This window comes from Microvirga massiliensis (genome assembly GCF_001006805.1).
Lineage (GTDB): Bacteria > Pseudomonadota > Alphaproteobacteria > Rhizobiales > Beijerinckiaceae > Microvirga > Microvirga massiliensis.
Window position 1 is genome coordinate 5,652 of the sequence record NZ_LN811362.1, and the last position, 18,692, is coordinate 24,343.

Here is an 18,692-nt window from a genome sequence, read left to right on the forward strand (position 1 = left end):
TGTTTGGTGGCGAGACGTTGTTGGGACCGGGTGCGTTGGGCGATTGAGGAATATGCCTGGCGCTTTGACGGAATGAGACTACCGCTGCGGGCGCGAGGGAGGATCTGATGCTGGCCATTCATCCCCAAGCGCGCACCACCCCGGCCGTCCGGATCGAGATTGCCCGCTCACGCGAGCCCACCGGCGTGCTGGCCCGACGGTTTGGGGTCAGCACCGAGATGATCCGCAAATGGCGCAAACGAGGCGTTCAGGAATGCCAGGATCGCTCGAGCCGCCCCCACAAGCTGCCCTGGAAGGCCAGCGGCGAGGAGCGGGCGATCGTCTGTGCCCTGCGGCAGGCCACTGGCTTTCCCCTCGATGATCTGACCTTTGTGGTTGCGCATTTCCTGCCGCATCTGAACCGCGATGCGGTCTATCGCATCCTCAAGGGCCCCGCGTCCCGGATGGGCTCACCATAACGCTGTCCTCCCAGGAGAACAGCCGGACGAGACAGGCACCGCAGGCATCATGCCGGATAACGGTCTCGTGGAGCGCTTCAACGGACGCGTGCAGCGCGAGGTGCTCGGGATCACGATCTCCAGCCATCGTGACGTCGAGATCCTGCTCACGGGCTTCAATCAGGCCTACAACAGGAGACGCCAGTGCGTGCTCCAGGGCACCTCGCCCGAGAAGGCCGTGCGAAGTCGCCTACAGGCTACGCCAGCCCTGGCCAATCGGCGCTATAAGCCGCCCAATCCAGAGGCTCTGCCCCAGGCCCTCAAGGTCGTCGCAGCCAAGGACGTCTCGCATCTGGACACGTAAGCTCCTCAAGCGGCCCCGGATCCGACGCCTCTTTATCCGCGGGGGAACGCGACGATCTGAGTCGGAGCATTAAGTAATCACGGTCACGCCAGTCTGCCTGCATACAAAGCAAATTTACAAGTTTTTTGGCCTTCATTGAGACGACAAATTGCGCAGTCGAATGTCAAATCTCAGGAAACTCCCGAGCTGACGGCCGTGATATCGGTTTCGGTGATCGGCGTCGACCGATCGTGCGGCATCTTCACATATGCTAGCGCCAGTGACGGATCGTCCGGGCACCGGACGCATGGCGGCAGGTCACGACAAATATCCACTGCCAACGCGGCCTCCCGCTCCGTCCCAGATGTCTCCCACAGGATCCTGGCAACTGCTAGCGCTCGCGTAGAGGCGGCTTTCCGTTGCACCGGCGCGTGGCTCCACAGATCGCAATGCTGCGAACACATACTGTCTGACGTTCTGGCCGGTTGGAGCGCCACAATTGCGCGTGCCGCATCAGGTGGATCACGCGACCATAACCATTCGGCTATATTGACGACGACCGAGCAGCACAGCGAGACCTCGTTGCCGTGCGGCCCAAGCCCGTAGCCCGGGCAGATGCGGACTGCCCACGGCCGCCCGGTCTCGGCGGCCGGAACCACGTGCAGCCCGCACACGACTCCGGCGCCGTGCAAGAAGCGGTTGTGCCGTCGCATCAATTGATGGCGCCACGCCTGATCGGTCGCGAGCGCATGCGCCGATAGAGGCGAGTGCGGTTGCCAGTCGACGCGCGGCATAGCGCCGGGAGGTCCGCATGCACAGTGTTTTGTATCTGCCATGGCGCTCACTACGATCAGGCTAGAATTCGAGCTCCGTCGACTCGTTGTTGTTCTCAGGCGTAGGGTCGGTGATTCCCGTTGGTGGGGCGATCTTCGCAGTGACGCCCAAGTTCCTGCCTCCGCTCGCTCGTCTGATTTCCGCAGACAGCACACGACTCGTGCCGCTTTCCAGCATGTCTAATGTCCCGTTGAGGTTACACCGTGCGACGAGACCTGACGGCGGGGGGCCCAATTGTGGGTTCACAAAGATTACTCGGAATCTCACAATTTCCGAGCCTAAACTTCCAATCTCAAGCCTCAGTCTCGCGCCGAAGACTGTCGCCGGGCCCCAACTGCCGGCAGTGACGTCGATCCGCGCTCGATCGGCAGCTAAGACGCCGGTCGTGACCGAAGCCCAGAGATCGGCGCGCAGCATCTGTGCCGCAATGCCGATCGAACGCACGGCCTCATTGTTCGAGTGATCGAGATCGACGGTATTGCTTTCCAGGCTCGCCTTGGCGGTAAGCAGTCCGCTGCCGTGCGGAAAGAGCAAGAAGCGCAACCGGGCCGTCTGGTCGGTCTGCATGCTGCCGAGTTCGGCGATGAGCGGCCGCGAAGGATCGCGTTGCTTCCAGCTCCCATCCGGTTCGAACCGGGTCAGTCGCCCGACCGGGACGCCGTCGAGCGTGACGGTAAGCACTACGTTCTCGGCCTTCGCGGGTCCCTTATTGATCACCGTGAAGGCGCAGGTCACTACCCCGCGCTCCAACGACAGCGTGTTGTCGACGGCGAGATCCGCAGTTGAGCCGGGCCGCACGCCGCAACAGCAGGCGATCACCTGCTCCTGCAGCAGCGCCGTGCTGAACATCATTCGGCGAAGGGACATGACTCCGGCCTCACAAATCGAACGATTGCTGGTCCGTATTGTTGCCGGGATTCGGATCGGTCGCGCCGGACGGCGGCTCCACATGCGCCTCCACCCGGACGACGGCATTGTCCCTGGCAGCTTTCTCGATGACCACAGTGAGGACCTCGTCCTGGTTGACCGCTATCGCGCCTAGCACTGCATCGAGCTGACAAGTCTGCATCCGTTGCCTCGGGAACGGGCTAGTCCAAGGACCCGTTGGCGCCCTCGCGCCCTCAGTGACCACCGTGATCGGCAGCGGATCAGACTTGATAACGAGCTTGAGGAGTGCACCAGTCACCGCGTTCGGGCCGCCGTTGTGGACACGGACCGCGATGCGCGCGAGACCTTCCCGCCGCTCGAAATCGAGCTTGACGCCCAGGTCGGAGCGCACGGGCTCAGCGGAGCCGAGATCGAGCGAGCGGACGACCTCATTGTTGTGAGTATCGGGGTCGACGGTGTCGCTGGTCACGCGCGCCCGATTCGTCAACACGCCACGCTCGCGCATAATAGCCTGGAAGCGCAACCGTACCACTTGGCCCGGCTCCATTGCGCCAAGCGCTGCGACCAGCGGCGCCGACGGATTCCGCCTCGTCCAGCTCTGATCCGGCTCGAAGCCACCCACCTGCGCGACGGTGACACCGCCGAGCGTATCGGTCACCACGACGTTCTCGGCCCGGCTCGGCCCATTGTTGGTAACGGCGATGTCGCACGTCACCGTACGGCCGTTGCGCGACAGCCTCTTGTCGATGGCGAGGTCTGCGCTCACGCTACGGGTAGTGGCATCGCCGCAGCAGCACGCGATCAACTGCTCCTGTAGCATGGCCGCGCTGAACACGATGCGGCGATCCGTCATGTTGTCGATTTGGTCGTCTGTGATCTTGGTCGCCGGCGCGGGCGGCAGTTTGATCCGCCCGATTACGACAAAGAGATCAGGCGGCACCGGCGGGCACGGAACCGGCAATTTCTGCTCCAAGATGTCGCACAAGGTCCGATGCGGCATCACCGCGTGCGAGGCCGGCAAATCCGACAGGCATTCGATGGAGAAGGAATCGCGGATGCGAGAAAACTCGCAGGTCTCATCGCTGCAGCCGCAGCCCGCCGGCATCGCCCGCACAGGGCGCGCCTTGCACTCAGCATACTTGATAGCGAGGAGGATGATCGTGCCCGTGCCGCCGCTCCCGGGCCGCAGGAGCCGTGGCTCGCACGGATCGGTTGCTGCCCCCGCGCTGCATTTCGCCAGATCCATGTGGACGGATTCACCGACGAAGATCTCGTCGCCCGCTTGGTCGAGCGCATAGCCGGGCTGGATGCGCAAGCGCCAGGGCTGCTCGTCGGTCGGATCGGCCACGATCGTCAACCCGCAGACCACGCCCCACCCGTGCAGGAAGCGATTATGCCGGCGCAGCTTCTCCCGCACGTGATCCTGTTCCGCTGTCAGGTCGACGGCAGTGAGCAGCTGGCCGGGGAAAAACGCGACCCGTTCAAGTCCGGCGAGATCCGAGGAACCGCATTCCCTCATCAACGTCCGGTTCGACATGTGTTGCCCTCCGATCAAGCAGCCTTCAATTCGCTGTCGCCGTGAACGTGACCGTAGTAGTGGCTCCAGTAACGCTCGCCACCATGTGCTGGGTGCCGACGGCCGAGCCCAGTTTCCATTTCCCCTTGGCGAGGCCGTCGTCGTCGGTCTCGACCTGCTTCGGGGTGCTGCGTCCGCCGCTGTCCGGCACGAACTGCACGGTCTCGCCGGCAACCGGCTGTCCCAGGCCGTCGATGAGACGCACCTCGAGCGCCGTCGGGAGCGTCCTGCCGGCATCGCCCTCCTGTCCGTCGCCGCCGCGATATTCGAGGAACCGCATAGCGGTCGGCGCGACGAGCTGGCCGCTCAGGCATTGCAGCAGCTCGAACATCCGCATGCTGCCGAGCGCGAGCGGACGGATGGAGTTGTTGATGGTGTTCTGCGCCACGTCGTAGCGCGCGAGCGGCACCGCGACATCGGCCACGTGATCGGGCAGCGCGGTGCGGACCCATTGCGAAAGCTGCGCGTGGAGCTGCACGGGGTCGGACCACGTCAGGCCCGGCAAGGTGCAGCCGGCAGGCACGGGTGCGGGCTGTGTCACCGATCGCACAACGACAATCACGTCCTCCCGCACGGTGCCGGCCGCGCATTGCCCTGAACCGTCGCAATCGGGAACCAGAATCGGCTGTGCATCGACGAGGCGCTCGGCGTATACGAGCGCGATCTCAGTGACGCCGGTGGTCAGGCGTGCGCCGGTTGGAACGCCGAGATCGTCGGTCGGCTGGGCGAGATCGACCAGCGTGTCTTCCGCCAGCACCAGCTCGCGTCCTACCGGATCGATGGCGAGGCCCGGCCGAATGAACCCGAAGCCCGGATTCGTCATATCGCCGACGACGTCGAGGCCTCCTGCCGTACCGGAGGCCAACATCACGCGGTTGAGCATCCAGCGTTTGCCGTTCGCGTAAATCGCGTCCTTCCAGAACTGATCCACGTCCATCAGTTTGCCGTAGTAGAAGTTGTTCCGTTCGAAGACGGTCGGCGCGATGCTGGCGGGTGTCGGCATGGTCATGTCTCCGGACAGTCTTGTGGTTTCGCCGCGACCGTTGCCGTACCGAGTACGGCCGGCAGGACGGCGACGGCCGGTGCCTCGGCGACGATCGCGTCGATACCGATCTGCGATTGGATTCCAATCCGCATGGAGGGCTCGATCACGCGGATCTCAAACACGGTGTGGGCCGGCTTCTCACGTTCCACGGTGGCGCGAACGCGCTCGCGTGCGCCGGGCTTGGACAGCTCCGCGCACCAGATCTCGACGCAGAAGCGGTGTGCGCGCTGCTCGAACATCGGCGCGCCGAATGGGATCCAGTCGCCGATCGTAGATTGGCCGAGCGTCGCGGTCGAGCCGACCACCGCGCCTTCCGGCACCGCGTTGGCGAGCCGCGTGTCGAAGCCGAGCCGCGAGACGCGGCCGAGTGACCACGGCGCATAGCCGATCCCGGCTTCGACAATGCGCGCTTCGACGCCCGCGTAGAGTTTGATCATCCGCCGCAGACCCTCGATGGTCCCGCGCAGGCCGTACAGCGTGAACGCTTCGGCGAGGAACGCGCGCTGCTCGCCCGCCGTCCACACGGGCGACGGTTCCGCCGCGAGCCAGCCGGAGAGCCAATCGAGCCACGCCGGTTCTCCCCCAGCCGGCGTGCTCGCCGCATCGAACAGCATAGGCAAACGATCGAGCAGGCGTTCCTGCACCTGATACTCCCTGTCGCCGAGCGCGAGGAAACGTTCGAGGAATTCCTGCGCGGCGGGATCGCGCCGGAAGATCTCCGGCAGATACGCCAGCGAGGTGTCGCGGCCATAGGTAACGCAGATCTGGTCGAAGCGCGGCGTGTCCTCGCCGGTGCTGCGCAGGAGGAGCCCAATCCAGAGCTTTTGCGCAGACGGAAGCCGGACCACGCCTTCCGTCTGATCGAGCGGCAGCGCTTGCCAGTTGTCGCTGAACGGCTGAGCCGCCGCAAGACTCGCGGCCGGTGCGGTTGCATCGGTGGCGTAGAAGATCTGCGTCCGGGTCGAGGCCGGTTGATCGAGCTTCGTGGCTTCGATCTTGAACCACGGCGTCTCCGGCAGAGCCGTCGTGAGCGGGCCGATGATCGCCAGGCCGACGCGTTCATAGACCGGCTTGCCGTCAATCATCGCGGCGACCGCGAGCGTGATGGCGCCATCGGCCGTCACCGCCACGCATTCCATCGTGCCGAGCGGCCACGCGCCGCCAGCGTTGGCGTGAAGATACCCGGAGAGGGTTACGAGCGCCGTCATGCCTCGATCCCCATCCAGGCGACGCGCCAGCGCAGCGTCTGGCCGATGAGCCCTGGCGCAGCAATGGGATCAACCAGAACCTGATGCGACGGCGAAGGCCACCACTGAACTCCGACCTGGATGCGATCGGGACGCGGCTCGTGCAACACTGTAATGCCCAGCGCAAGACCCTGTCTGCCGCCGGAGGTGAAGAAGCGCGGTCCTATCACTTCCACGATGTAGCGCGGCACGGCGCGAAAACGCGCCGCTGATGTATCGACCACGGTGATAACGCCGATCATGTTGCCGTCGGCCTGGTTCCGCCATGGATCCCAAGTGGTGCCCCCCGCCGCCGTCTCGCCCGCGAACACGTAAGGCTGCTCGGATGCGCGGGCCGAGCGCCGCACCGCGAGCGACACGAGCGCATTGAGCTGGCAATTGCGGACGCGGATTTCTGCGAGCACGAGACCATGGCCTTCGAGGATCGCGCCCGGCCGCTGCCACGAAAGGAGCGGCTCCTCGGTGAGGCGTACGGCACCGCCCGCCGTGCAGCTTCCGTCACGCACCTCCACCACGGTCTGCTGATCGTCGCTCTGCCATTGAGCGATTAGGTGATAGATCGCGTCACCGTTAACGCCGGGATTCGACGGCACCGTGAGGACGCGTGGCGTCGTCAGGATGATCTCGCGGCCCAGGCAATCGATGCCGTACCCGGGCTCGACCGTGACCACGCTGTCGCCGCGCGCGCCCGCGACGAGCAGGCCGGAGCCGATGCCCCAGGCGTGCAGGCTCCGATTGTGCAGCCAGCGCAGCTCTCGATGCGTCCGCTGCAGCTCGGCGAGATCGCGGCGCTGCAGGACCTGACCATCGAAGAACACAATCCGCTCGATCTCGGGAATATCGGTGCCGGCGCTCATAGGTGAACTCCTGAAGCGGGAGTCGAGAAACGCAGCATCGACAGGCGCAGCCCAGCCAGCGTGAAGAAGTGCAGTGCGCTCCACTTCGGACCACAATCGGGCAGCGGCTCGATGCCCTCCCAACCGATCGCCCAACCCTTCCGGGCAAACTCCAACGTCGAGATGTCGGTAATGGGAACCCGATACTCGAAGAAGGTCCGATCAGTCTGCACGATGTAGCCGTACTCGAGCGCCATAAGGTCTTCCGGAGTCACAACGAGCGTGGGGTCCGGCGGCGCCCCCGCCAGCATTCCGGACGTCGACGGCTGGACCTTCAACATCATGATCCTGGCGGCGTAGACAGGCAGCATTGAGAAGCCCGCATCCGTCGTGTCGACGCGTGCGATCATTTCTTGGATCGACGCCGACGGCGCATCGCGCGAGAGTTGCCAGTCCGTGGCGCCGAGATCTGTCATGCTGGTCGCGATGTAGGGGCGCGCTGCTCGCTGCGCCAAGCGACGCACGCTGGGATCGAGCGCGCCCGTTGACGCGCCGTTCGTGGCACGCAGCGCGGTGAGCGGCACCTCGTTGGCGAACGGGGCGTCGTGTGCCGTGCGCCAGACGAAGGCGGCACGCTCGATGCGCGGATCGAGCCCCTCCATCATGGGCGCATCCGTTGCCGTCGACAACGCCTCCGTCGTCACCGCGGCGGCGCAGAGAACGAAGATCGTCGACTGCGGCGTGACTGGGATATCGAGCACCATTCCGGTCGGCAGAATGAGATCCCTGCCCTGCTGGTCGATCGCATAGCCGGCCCCGACGGCGACCTGCTTGGCGCCGCCAAGTCCTGCCTCGACCGCGCGCACATCAAGACCGAGCGCGATACCCCAGGTGCCGTGCAGGCGCGCGACGTGCAGGCTCCGCAGAACCTGATCGCGCTCCACCTCGGCCTGCAGGTCAGCGGCGGTCAGTCGGTCGCCGTCGCGCCACAGAACCCGGTTGAAGGAATGGTCCAGGATGTCGCTCATGACGGCACCACCTCGATCGCATGCTGGCCCGGTGCGACGAGTGACGTCGCGCAGACCGAAACGTTGCCGCAGGACGGCTCGTTGCCCTCAGCGATCAATGCGAGCTCGCTGATCTGCGCGACGCCGCGCTGACGGCGCACGAGCGCCAGGATTTCGGCACGGTAGACGTCGCGACCGAACGGCCAGCCGTTTCGGTTGGTACCGCCGGTCAGCGGATCGAAATAGGCGGACAACGCGTCCTCGACGCGTCGGACAATGTCGGCGGCGCGGAAGCCCGCCTCCACGACAATCCTGGCGCGCACCGCCACCACCACGTAGGTCGGTCCGGTGATGTGCAGCCACGTGGTGACCATACGGCGCTGTTCCAGATAACGGCGCACCGTGCGAAGGAGGCGCGGGCTCGGCTCCGGCCGCATGCGTGGCAGATAAGGAATGATGACGATGGTCACGGAGCCCGGAGCGGATAGGCAGGCGTAGTCGGGATGCAGGTCCGCGTAGGCGCGCACGCGCGCCACGCGCGTTCCCGGCACGCCAAGCGCTAGCCGTTCAAGGTCGATCAGGTCGACGCCGTTGGTGGGCGCAGCGAGTTGCCGTGCCGCCTTGAGATCCTGGCCGTCAAGTGACAGTGCGCCGCGATCCTGCACGAAATCCGTCAGCCGCTCGTGCGCGTAGAGCACATTGAGGGCGCGCGCGGTAGCCTCGGCGATGGTTTCGCCGGCGTGGCCGCCGACGGCGGCACGCGGATTACGCGCGGTGACTGCCGACGTGCCACCGAGCGCGACGGCGTTCTCGACGCGCGGCGCGAGCCGAGTGATCGTAGAAGCTGCGACATTGCCGGGCAATCCGAGTGTGCGACGACAGGCGACGAAGACGTCGGCGCCGTCCGGGCAGACGCGCCCGTTCTCGCCGTCCCCGAAGGTGAGATCGCTGCGCATCATGTCGACGGCAACGTCGAAATCGTCCCGCGTTGATGCATCGAGATCGCGACGCACACGCCAGCTTTGCCACGCACTGCCAAACTGCGTGAAGACGCGCAGCGTGTCTTCCGCGATCGGCACGTCAGGAACAGTGAAGCGTTGCACTGGCCTGCCGTCGCCGCGTCCGACCAGCACAATGTCGAGCGTCATGCTGCCGGGTTGCGTCGCCGTAGGCGCCGTGTAAGCGAACAGCTGCGAAGTCGGCGCGCTGGGTCCGGGCGCCGCGAACGTGACGGCATTGATCGCCCCGTCCGGACCGCGGCCAATGCGGACACCGGTCGTCGCGCCCGGCATCGGCAGGGCGCCGGAAACCCTGGTGCCGGGCGGCAGCGCGAGCGCTTGCGTGGCAGAAACGGATTGCTCCGCTACCACGGCGTTCGTCATCAGGCCAACGAGCTGCGGCGCCGCGTCGAACGCGCCCTCGACGATCCGGCAGCGCAGATAGAACAACGGCGTCGCGACCGCGCCGAAAGCCACTTTCTGGATAGTTGGCGGAAGATTGAAGCGCACGATGCCGTCAAGCGTGAACGCGCGCGTGTCGTCGCAGACCTCGCCGGCGTTGAGCGGCGTCGTTCCATCGGCGACCCGAAGGGGCGTCCACGCGCCGGTGAAAACCTCCCAGATGAGCCTCACCGAATGATGTGGCGGCAGCGGCTCCGGCAGATCAGGCGGCGCCACAACGCCCGGACACTGGATCGCCGGCTTTACAGCTCGGCAGGCGCGCCGGGCGCGCACGGCTTCGGCGATGAGTGCTTCGCGTTCGGCGCGTGAATCCGGTGGCCACTGCCATTGCAGGCCGAGGGTGAACTCCGCACCGGCCGGGAGCGCCTCAAAGCCGACATAGAAGGCCGAGCCGATCTCGGGATTCTCCCCGAACGCCGCCACCGGGAAGCCACCGCGCCAATCGCGGGTATGATCGCGAAACAGCCCGGTATCCGCCTGCTGGCCCGTCTGCACCACGGCCACTTCGAACGGATGCACGGTGACGGCGTCGCGGGTCGCGAACGGCACGGTTCCGTCGCCGACGAGCGCCTCGAACACCACACCGGCCGGCACGGGGAGCGGCTTCGCGGTGGAAGCAACAGACAGGCTCAGGGTAGCCCACGCGGGCCGTGGTGCCTCAGGATCGTGACCGACGAGGTGCAGGAACTTTTGCCGATGCCGATCAGTCGTCTGTCCGGCCCGGTAGATCGTCTGCTCCGCGAGCCAAGCGCGCATCTCCATCAGGATGATGCCGGCATTGGCGATGTTGTGGTTCGTCCATTGCGGGGCGTGGCGCGGAATCAGCGCGCGGGCTTCCTCGGTGAGGTCGAGCCATCGGCGGTCATCGAGATCTGGCAGCGGAAGCGGCATGCCTATTCCCCACTCGTGACGTCGACGATGACGGTGCCAGCTGCGACGAGCTGGTTCGCCGGCACGTCCAACCGGTCGCCGATCGGAACGCCACGCACCAGGATGTCGAGCGTCTGCACGCTTTCGATGCTCGGTGCGCTCACCAGTGCGAGCGCCAGATCGGCGAGGCACACGTCCTCGCCAAAGCGCCAACCCTCCCCGCGCGGACCTCCGTGCACCGGATGCAGGAATGCCCGGATGGCATCAAGCGCGAGCGCACGTACCGGGCCGGCACTGCCCGGATGGCGCGGCCGGACTCTTGTCGCCACGTCGACCGTGAAATAGGTAGGTTGAATGATGGAGATGCGGTCCGGATGGAGCGAGGCGGGGGCGCGCGCGGCAATATACTGCCGCACGTTGCGCATTAAGCCTTCGCTCGGCACCGGCTGCGCATCATCGCTGTACGGCACCACGATGACGGTGACCCAGCCAGGCTCCGGGCGGCCGTTCGGCTGCGTAGCGGCCGCGACCCGCGCCGCCGCCACCGCTGGAGACGCGCGGCGCGCCAATTGCTCGAAATCCGCCGTGCTCAGCGCGCGATAGCGATGGCGCAGCACCGCCGACCCGTAGCGGTTCACCGAGTCCAGAGTTTCGCCGTCGGCACCGCCGGTCGCGGCAATCGGATTATTCACCGACTGCACCAGTGGAGCGCCGGCGAGAAGCTGATTGATGGCGTGCGCCGGCACGTTTCCGGTGATGCCGCCGCCGGTGCGGTATTGCCGCGCGCAGACGTTATTGGCTCCGACCGTCAGCATGCGGCCGAAGCGATCATCGCCGAATACGATCCGGCCCATGCTGCGCTCGATGACGTAGTCGCGGTCCGTCGGGCCGGAGAATAGAAGGCTCGGCTTGGCGCGCCAGCGAACCCAGACCTCCCTGATGCACCCCGTCTGCACGTTGAGCTCGGTGCGGATGTCGTCGTCAGTGAAGCCTCCTGCCAGCAGCTCGTCGCGCAGCATCGAAAACTCGACCGCCGCCCGAGGTCCGTCGAGTTCGCGCACCTCGATGCGTTCATCCTCGAGCACCGGCCGTTGCACGAAGAACAGTGCCTGCCCAGGCTGGCCGTTGCCCGAGCCGAGCGTCTCGTTGGTGATGGTGAAGGTTTGCACCGCCCAGGTTACATTGAGGGCTATGCGCAGCACGGTCAGACGTCGGGGCGCCCCCTGCTGTTTCGGGCGAACGCGCACCCAGTCCAGCGGCATGCCGAAGCGCGGGAGCGCCGCGCGCGTCAGGGTGCCGCCCGGATAGATCTCCTTGAGCGGCGTCGTGGTCTCGACCGCCCCATCGCGGGTCGCCGCCACGGTCGCGGTTTCTGCCACATCCCCGTACTTGAGGTCGACGAGATCGCCGGGCGCGAACAGGGCGGCGGCGAGCGGATCGCGCAGCCCAATGACCTTGCCCTCGCCGCGGCGCATCTCCGCGCGCGGACGCGCCAGCACTTGCGGCGGGATGAAGCGAACGGTCCCGGGCTTCGAGAGATGATTGGTGTCGTCCTCCACCGTCAGCTCGCGCCACGACTCGCCGGTCCACGCTTCCCAGACCAAAGGTTGCGGCGCTTCGACGCTTCGTTCGAGGTCGAAGAACAGGCCGACTATGTCGTTCGGCAGCGGCTTGTCGAAACCCAGATAGAGCGTGGGGAGCGTGTCGCTGACCGGATTGAATGGCGGGAAGGGCGTGCCTGGGGTTCGGGCCGGGAGTGTGCGGTCGGCGACCTGAAAATCATTGTCGGTCAGGCATTGCTCCGGATACTCGAAGCCGGAGCGCCAGCGGTAGGAGATCGTGATGGTCTTGACGGCGGGCGCCACCGTCTGGGTCACGCTAATCGTGTTGGTGGTGCCCCCTGGATCCTTCCAGGTGAGCGAACGCACGACGCCATACCCGCCGGAGACGATGCGGGCGCGTAGCCACGGCGCCTTGACACCGTTGACACTCGTCTCCGCCGCGTCGTCCGGCACCGTAAATTCGACGTTGCCGCCAGACTGAAACTTGTACGCTTCACCAAGCACGCTTAGCGCTGTCCATGCTCGTCCGTTCCAGTACTCCCACGCGATAGTTGGAACGAGCGCTGTGCCACCGCTGCCGGTCGACGGAACCTCGACCGCGAGGGTGACGGTTGCGATCGACTTCGGCTTCGTCATCAGGTCGCGGCAGCCGAGATAGAACGCATTGCCCGGGCGCGGTTGCAGTCCGAACGGATGAAATGTCTGGGTGAGATCGAGCCGGCTCGCGTCGGCGAATGCGTTATCGGTGCGCACGCTGGCGCGATTGGCGGCCGCGCGGACACGAATGCGCTGCACCTGTGGAAGGGCGCTTTCGGGGTCTGGCGGCAGCGGCTTCGCGGTGCGCACGCGCACCCAATGCGCTTCGCATCCGCCCACGCGGGTCTTTTCGGATTCCCCGCACGAAACCCGCAGGACGACGATGCCAGAGCGCGTCATGCCGGCGGTGCCGTCGATGCTGCGCAACGTCGCGGCCCGATCGAAATCCGCGAACTGGCGCCAAGCCTGTCCGTCCCAGAATTCCCACAAAAGCGCAAGCGGCTTGCTGCTTGGTGTCGCGAGTGTGAATTCGAGTTCAACGCTCGCGCCGCCCGCGAACGTGAAGAAGCCCTCGTGCGCCAGATACAGCGCGTGCTCCACCGGCTTACCGCTGGCAAACAGCGTGAAAGGCCGGCCGCCCGCGAGGTCGAGCGAATGGTCGGTGATGACGTCGCCAGCGGGCCAGACCGACGTCACTTGGATGAGCCGCGCGGCTGCGACCGCGACGGGTTCTTCCGTCTCGAAGAAGATAGGATCGGGTGAGCCCGGAACTTGTGCACCCAGGCGAACGCCGGCTCCGACCCGGGTGTCGCCGGCTTCCGGCAGCGGCTTGAACGCAACTGGTGCGCGGGCTGGCGCCGACGGAATGAGACCGACGCCGAGCAAATCGAGAAACGCCAGCTTGGCGCGGCCCGGTGTGCGGTTGACGCGACCCGCCACAAGATTGACCAGCCTTGCGTCGATCTCCATCAGGGCGCGCGCGATACCCTGGGAGCCAGGCTTCAGCTCCGGAACGTAGCCGCCGCGCCGCGCATCGAGCGCCGCCAGAATTTCCTCGGCGGACCGCGGGTCGAGAATGGGGGCGTCCTGCATGCTCATGCGCGGTCACCCTCGATCAGGTAGAACGGGTAGACGAGATTGTAGAACGTGTTGAGGGCGCGGATCCGATAGCGGATATCGATCATCATGCGCCCGAGCGGCGGATCGGTGGTAACGTCGACGCTAACGGAATCAACACGCGGTTCCCACTGCACGATCGCGGTCTCGACGCGGTGGCGCGCGAGCGCAACGGTTGTGGCGTTGAGCGGCTCGAATGCGAGCGCACGCAGGCCGGCACCGAAATCGGGACGCATCAGGCGCTCACCCGGATTGGTCTCGAGAATCATGCGCAGCGCCTGACGGATATCCTCCTCATGCGCCACGCTCGCAATTTCGCCATCGGTCGCGACGCTGATCGGAAAAGACATGCCTACACCTAGAAAGGCCTTGTCGTCGTTCTGGCGCGTGTCGGTCATGGCATCACCCGATCAGCACGGTCGGCGCGCCGGCCACGATCACGGCGCCGCAGCCGCTGAGGTCGCCGAGTCGCAGAGCCGGTCGCCCGCCGATTAGCACCGCGGGATTCCCCGGCGCCATTGGGCTCGGCGGATGGGGCCCAGCGAGAGGCGGCATGGTGCACACGTGGTTGTCGCCGGCGACGGCTGCTGGCATGCCGCCGATCAGCACGGTGGGAACGCCCGGACCGGCGATGAGACCCGGGTGATTGGTCGGATCGAGCACGCGTGCGGCGGGCGGCATGACGTGATCCTCAATTGATCCTCACGAGAGCTCCATTAATGGACACCGTGCCGGTGCCCTGCAGGTTCAGCACACCAGTCGCCGAGATGGTGATGCTCGGCGCCTCGATAGTGAGCGAGGTGAGCGCGCGGATGGAGACGGTGCCGAGCGTCGTCACCTCAATCGACGCGGCGCCAAGCCCGGCGGTGACCTCCACCTTCTCGGGCGAGAGTTTTACCTTCTGCTTGGTGGTCGATGTAATGGTGATCGACTGCAGCAGCTCGTCGAATTCGATCTCGTGCCCGAGCGGCGAGCGGATGATGCGCTTCGAGACCGCGTCGGTCGGCAAGAGCGCCGGCGGGCGGTCGAGCGTGTTCCACAGGCAACCGATCACGAATGGCTCCGCCACGTCGCCGTGATGGAACGCGACCAGCACCTCGTCGCCAATCTGCGGAATAAACCAGGTGCCGCGCGCCATTCCGGCCGACATGGTGGCGACCCGCGCCCAGGCTTGCGCGCCCGGAAGCCACGGCAGCTCAATCTGCACGCGGCCGAGTCCGGAAACATCGATGTTGTTGATGACCGTCGCGACCGCCACGCTGCTGATACGGTGCGGCTCCTTGCGCTTGGCGACGCCGGCATTGAGGAACGTTTCGTCGGGCATGGCGCGCTCTCACACGTTGACGGGACCGCTGAGACGGATCGGGACCGCCCCCTGCTCGGGTGCCGGTATCGAGCCGAACCAGATCTCCTTGCGGGCTTCGAAGCGGGTCAGATATCCAGCTGAATCGATCGTGTGTGTGGCCGAGGTGACGCGATAGAGTCCACCGAACTCGCTGCCGAGACCGAGCAGCTTGATGACAGCGCCGGCGCGGATGTGTGGATCGCCGATAGCGCGGCCCGCCCCGGTCAGGCGTTTGTTGAGGCGCGGAATGAGCTCGGAGATCACACGCCGCGGCGCAGTGGAGAGTGTCACCGGCTCGTCGATCTTGTAAGCGGTCGGGCCGCCACGCGCCGGCATCAGCGCCGGTCGCACGTCGACCGTGAACGCCATCCGGTCCCAGTCCCAGCCGATTGTGAACGCGAAGCTCGCCTTGATTGGCGCCACCCACACGGTCACCGTGACGGCGAGAATCAGTCCCACCTTGCTGTGGTGCGGGGTGAACTCGATGAGCGTGCGGCCGTATGCGAGCTCCACTTCGGTGGACAGCCGGTCGAGGGGCGACATGAAGTGGAGCGCGAAACCGGCGAACGGTCCGTCGTGATCGATCACCAACTCCCAGCCGTTCTCCACCGCGAGACGTTCCAGCATGTCCAGATCGGACTCTCCGATCTGCTTGCGGATCGCCTGCTGGGCGACATCCGGATCGCCGAGCGCCCCTAGGATGTCGGCGGTGCTGAGAAGGAGTGAGATCCCGGCGCCGACCGGATCCATCATCGGCATTAGGCCGTTCTCGGCGCTCGCGATTACGGCGACGAGCGCGTCTGGCAGCGGGAAATTGCCGACGGTCGGGATCGGGATACCGAACCAGCGCGACTTCGTCCCCTCGCCTGCCCGCTGCTTACGGTCCTGCGCGGCGACCGTGATCATCGGGGCGCCAGCTGCCGGGAACTCAGCGGTCTTGCTGACGATGATGCCGTCAAACACCTGCATCGCGCGGTCCGGCATATAGCCGAACGACAGCGTCAGGCTGCGATCGAGATTGAACAGCGGATGATCAAGCCAGCGCAGGTTCTCGTTCACAACTGTGAGCTCGACCCGGTCGGAGCCTTCGAGCCCGGTGTCGTGCCGGATTGACGCGATCGATGCCTGCAGCGTCGCCGGGATCGCTGTGCCGCCGAGCTCCAAGTGATATCGGGGCACATAATAAGGAGGGACGCCATCAGGCATGCAGCACCCCCGTCTGTGGATCGCGGAACGGCAGTGGCGGAATCGCCAGCGCCGTGCCGACACGCAGTTGTCGCGGAACATCGATGCGATTGCGGATCGCGATCGGCCGCCATTTGGCGGGATCGCCGTAGACCGCGGCCGCGATCCCCGACAACGTCTCGCCATCGCGCACAATGTGACGCTTCGTGTAGTCGGCAGTCTGGCGCTTGATTTCCTTGGCTTCGAGATCGACGTTGCGGAATTCCGTGAAAGTCACCTGCAGCCGCGCCCGCACCGGGCGGCCATCCGCTAGGAACATGATATAGCGCTGCGACGCCCGCGACAGCACGCAGGTGAACGACAGCGAGCCCCAGGTGAACAGCAGCACCGGCGGCGCGTGGGTCTGCGGCGCAATGCGCATGAGGCTGGTCACCCGGTTCACCAAGCCCCGCACGTCATCGCCACGCTGATTGAGAACACGGCTGCCGGATCGATGCGACTCGTAGGTGTCGAGGAACAACTCCATCTCCAGCGTCTCGGCGTTGCCGTTGACGAACTGGATGATAGGGGCGCTCAGGCCCGGAACGGCAGTTTGCGCGTAGCTGACGTCGCGGTTGACGGTATACTCCTCCGGATTGAGAAGAACCTCAATCCGCTCGCCCGACACGGTGTTGGTGATCGTGGCCTTCTCGAGCGACGGCATGGCTCAATTCCTTCCGAACTGCTCACGACGCGCCAGCATGCGCCGGTCAATCGCGGTCACGACCTGGTCACTGACGGCGCGGATCACGTCGGGTGCGAGCGCCATGGCGCGGATTGCGCGCGGATCCGGCGCGGGCGGCTCGATGCGCCGCGGCTCGACTGACTTAGGAGCCGGTTCCGTCGCAAGCGAGGCGCGGCGCACCGTCATCGCCACTGATGGCGGCCCCGCAGCGCGAGCCAGCACGTGGGACATCGGGCCATCCTGTCGCGTCGCCGCCGCGGAGGTGGTCGGTGGTCGCACCGCGACCTGCACGAGTCGCGGCAATAGCGGTTGCGCGGCCGCGATCGTGCCGGCGCCCGGCTGCGTCATATTATCGACGAACAGCATGGTGACGGGTCGCGGACAGGCTTCACAGATCCGTGCGGGCACTGCTTCGATCTCCTGCGCGGCGAAGTTGCCGGCGACTGAGAGTGAAAGGCGTGTTTCGTAACAGGGCGCACCGCTGCCGCCTCGCGTGTGCATCGAGACCGTCACGGGCTGCAGGGTGCGCAAAAACGTGAAATCCGCCGGATGTATCGGGCGTAGGCCGCCGGGCGCGGCTCCAAACGAACGCGTCAGAAGGGGACGCAGACATACCCGAACGATGGGGCGACGAAGCCCAGAGCGTTTGAGCAAGCGAATGTCGCGCGCCACGCGCCGCACCGTCATCGTGATCTCGCCTGTCTGTCTCATTGACCGTTGATCCGCTCGTTGATGCCGCTGATCTGGCGCACCCAGTTGCGCCTGTCAGCGTGGGTCATGGCCGCGATGTCGTCGTGGGACCAGTTGAAGTGGTACGCCACGAAAGCTACCTCCTCGTGCAGCCGCTGGAGGGGGTAGCTTAGGATCCCCCCAACGATGGCCGCTCCACATTGAACGCGTGTTGGCAGTGCGGGCACGTGACCGGCACGTCCGCGGCATCGACCTGATTGATCTCGTTGTAGAAGTCCTGCAGATAGGCGACATCGGCGGCATACATTTTCTCGATCACGCCGGGCGTGATCTCGTCGCCCTTGAGCTGGCCGAGCCGGGTGATGACCCGCGACAGCAGAATGACCACCAAGTAGGCAGGATTCTTCTGCACGCGCGGATCGCGCAGCGGCAGGATCTCGTCAGCCGCGGTCGACAGGCCCATCAGCCCATCGCGGTGAAGCTGACCGTCGGCATCGACGTAGCCGCGCGGCAGCGTGAATTCATACTCGGTGCGGAACATGGCTCATTGCTCCCGTTCCAGGCCTTCGTGAACTAGTTCGAGCGTCTCGATCGCTACGTCGTTGCCTTCAGCATTGAAGTCCGGCGCGTCATATTTCGACGGCCACGCATCGGAGAAGTTCCAGGTCGCGACCGTGTTTCCCTGCCGGTCGAGACAGACGATCGCGCCGTTCTTGCGCTGCAGGTTCCCGTCGACGGCGGCGCGGTGCCACTCGTAGAGTTGCCGGTCGCTGGTGATGCCCCACTTCAACGTGATGTTGCCGAACTTCGCGAGGCCCGGCAGCTTCTGCACGGTGAGCTTGCCGCCCTCCCGGTGTTCGATCACGTCGATCGACGAATCGAAGCCCGATACCTCGTGGAAGGCGGCCCGCGAGATCCCGTCAATCACCACCAGGAAGTTGAAGTTGACGAACGGATCGACGCGTTTTCCGGTCTGCGCCATATCGGCCT

The 18,692-nt window shown here is 65.6% G+C and carries 17 protein-coding genes and 1 pseudogene; 1 reads left to right on the top strand and 17 read right to left on the bottom strand.

Annotated features, from left to right (window positions below; genetic code table 11):
* Nucleotides 1-107 precede the first annotated feature (107 nt).
* Nucleotides 108-801: pseudogene (locus tag BN1233_RS31030) on the top strand (integrase core domain-containing protein).
* Nucleotides 802-1,635: 834 nt separating this feature from the next.
* Here the strand turns inward: BN1233_RS31030 and BN1233_RS31035 are convergent.
* The 17 genes from BN1233_RS31035 to BN1233_RS31110 are packed head-to-tail and all read right to left on the bottom strand — an operon-like array spanning nt 1,636 to nt 18,684.
* Nucleotides 1,636-2,481, bottom strand: a complete 846-nt coding sequence (locus tag BN1233_RS31035) for a DUF11 domain-containing protein (protein ID WP_046867551.1) — start codon at nt 2,479-2,481, stop codon at nt 1,636-1,638.
* 10 nt (nt 2,482-2,491) lie between these two features.
* Entirely contained in the window at nt 2,492-4,039 is a 1,548-nt protein-coding gene (locus BN1233_RS43530; protein ID WP_048709288.1) for a DUF11 domain-containing protein, read from the bottom strand.
* Between the two features lie 25 nt (nt 4,040-4,064).
* The gene (locus BN1233_RS48630; RefSeq protein ID WP_046867552.1) at nt 4,065-5,081 is read right to left on the bottom strand and encodes an Ig-like domain-containing protein; all 1,017 of its coding nucleotides are present in this window, start codon (nt 5,079-5,081) and stop codon (nt 4,065-4,067) included.
* Nucleotides 5,082-5,083: 2 nt separating this feature from the next.
* A complete protein-coding gene (locus BN1233_RS31050) occupies nt 5,084-6,331 on the bottom strand; it encodes a phage tail protein (protein ID WP_046867553.1) in 1,248 nt (415 codons plus the stop codon).
* Entirely contained in the window at nt 6,328-7,227 is a 900-nt protein-coding gene (locus tag BN1233_RS31055; protein WP_046867554.1) for a hypothetical protein, read from the bottom strand. The genes BN1233_RS31050 and BN1233_RS31055 overlap by 4 nt, the downstream gene beginning before the upstream one ends.
* A complete protein-coding gene (locus tag BN1233_RS31060; RefSeq protein WP_046867555.1) occupies nt 7,224-8,234 on the bottom strand; it encodes a hypothetical protein in 1,011 nt (336 codons plus the stop codon). Before BN1233_RS31060 ends, BN1233_RS31055 begins: the two co-directional genes overlap by 4 nt.
* Complete coding sequence (locus BN1233_RS31065; protein WP_046867556.1) at nt 8,231-10,564, bottom strand: baseplate J/gp47 family protein; 2,334 nt, start codon at nt 10,562-10,564, stop codon at nt 8,231-8,233. Before BN1233_RS31065 ends, BN1233_RS31060 begins: the two co-directional genes overlap by 4 nt.
* 2 nt (nt 10,565-10,566) lie before the next feature.
* Nucleotides 10,567-13,740: a baseplate J/gp47 family protein gene (locus BN1233_RS31070; RefSeq protein ID WP_046867557.1), complete on the bottom strand. Its 3,174-nt coding sequence runs from the start codon at nt 13,738-13,740 to the stop codon at nt 10,567-10,569.
* Nucleotides 13,737-14,156: a GPW/gp25 family protein gene (locus tag BN1233_RS31075; protein ID WP_046867558.1), complete on the bottom strand. Its 420-nt coding sequence runs from the start codon at nt 14,154-14,156 to the stop codon at nt 13,737-13,739. The genes BN1233_RS31070 and BN1233_RS31075 overlap by 4 nt, the downstream gene beginning before the upstream one ends.
* 4 nt (nt 14,157-14,160) lie before the next feature.
* Nucleotides 14,161-14,439 carry a PAAR domain-containing protein gene (locus BN1233_RS31080; RefSeq protein ID WP_046867559.1) on the bottom strand — a complete coding sequence of 93 codons (279 nt, stop codon included), beginning with the start codon at nt 14,437-14,439 and terminating at the stop codon, nt 14,161-14,163.
* A 10-nt stretch (nt 14,440-14,449) separates the two neighbouring features.
* Nucleotides 14,450-15,082 carry a phage baseplate assembly protein V gene (locus tag BN1233_RS31085; protein WP_052763999.1) on the bottom strand — a complete coding sequence of 211 codons (633 nt, stop codon included), beginning with the start codon at nt 15,080-15,082 and terminating at the stop codon, nt 14,450-14,452.
* Between the two features lie 9 nt (nt 15,083-15,091).
* Entirely contained in the window at nt 15,092-16,309 is a 1,218-nt protein-coding gene (locus tag BN1233_RS31090; RefSeq protein ID WP_046867560.1) for a phage late control D family protein, read from the bottom strand.
* Nucleotides 16,302-16,991, bottom strand: coding sequence for a CIS tube protein (locus tag BN1233_RS31095; protein WP_046867561.1), 690 nt, complete (start codon nt 16,989-16,991; stop codon nt 16,302-16,304). Before BN1233_RS31095 ends, BN1233_RS31090 begins: the two co-directional genes overlap by 8 nt.
* A 3-nt stretch (nt 16,992-16,994) precedes the next feature.
* Nucleotides 16,995-17,723: an ELAV/HuD family splicing factor gene (locus BN1233_RS31100; RefSeq protein WP_046867562.1), complete on the bottom strand. Its 729-nt coding sequence runs from the start codon at nt 17,721-17,723 to the stop codon at nt 16,995-16,997.
* Nucleotides 17,720-17,929 carry a DUF6760 family protein gene (locus BN1233_RS50845; protein ID WP_048709290.1) on the bottom strand — a complete coding sequence of 70 codons (210 nt, stop codon included), beginning with the start codon at nt 17,927-17,929 and terminating at the stop codon, nt 17,720-17,722. The genes BN1233_RS31100 and BN1233_RS50845 overlap by 4 nt, the downstream gene beginning before the upstream one ends.
* A complete protein-coding gene (locus BN1233_RS31105; protein ID WP_046867563.1) occupies nt 17,872-18,243 on the bottom strand; it encodes a hypothetical protein in 372 nt (123 codons plus the stop codon). The genes BN1233_RS50845 and BN1233_RS31105 overlap by 58 nt, the downstream gene beginning before the upstream one ends.
* A gap of 3 nt (nt 18,244-18,246) precedes the next feature.
* Complete coding sequence (locus tag BN1233_RS31110; protein WP_046867564.1) at nt 18,247-18,684, bottom strand: phage tail protein; 438 nt, start codon at nt 18,682-18,684, stop codon at nt 18,247-18,249.
* Nucleotides 18,685-18,692: the final 8 nt, after the last annotated feature.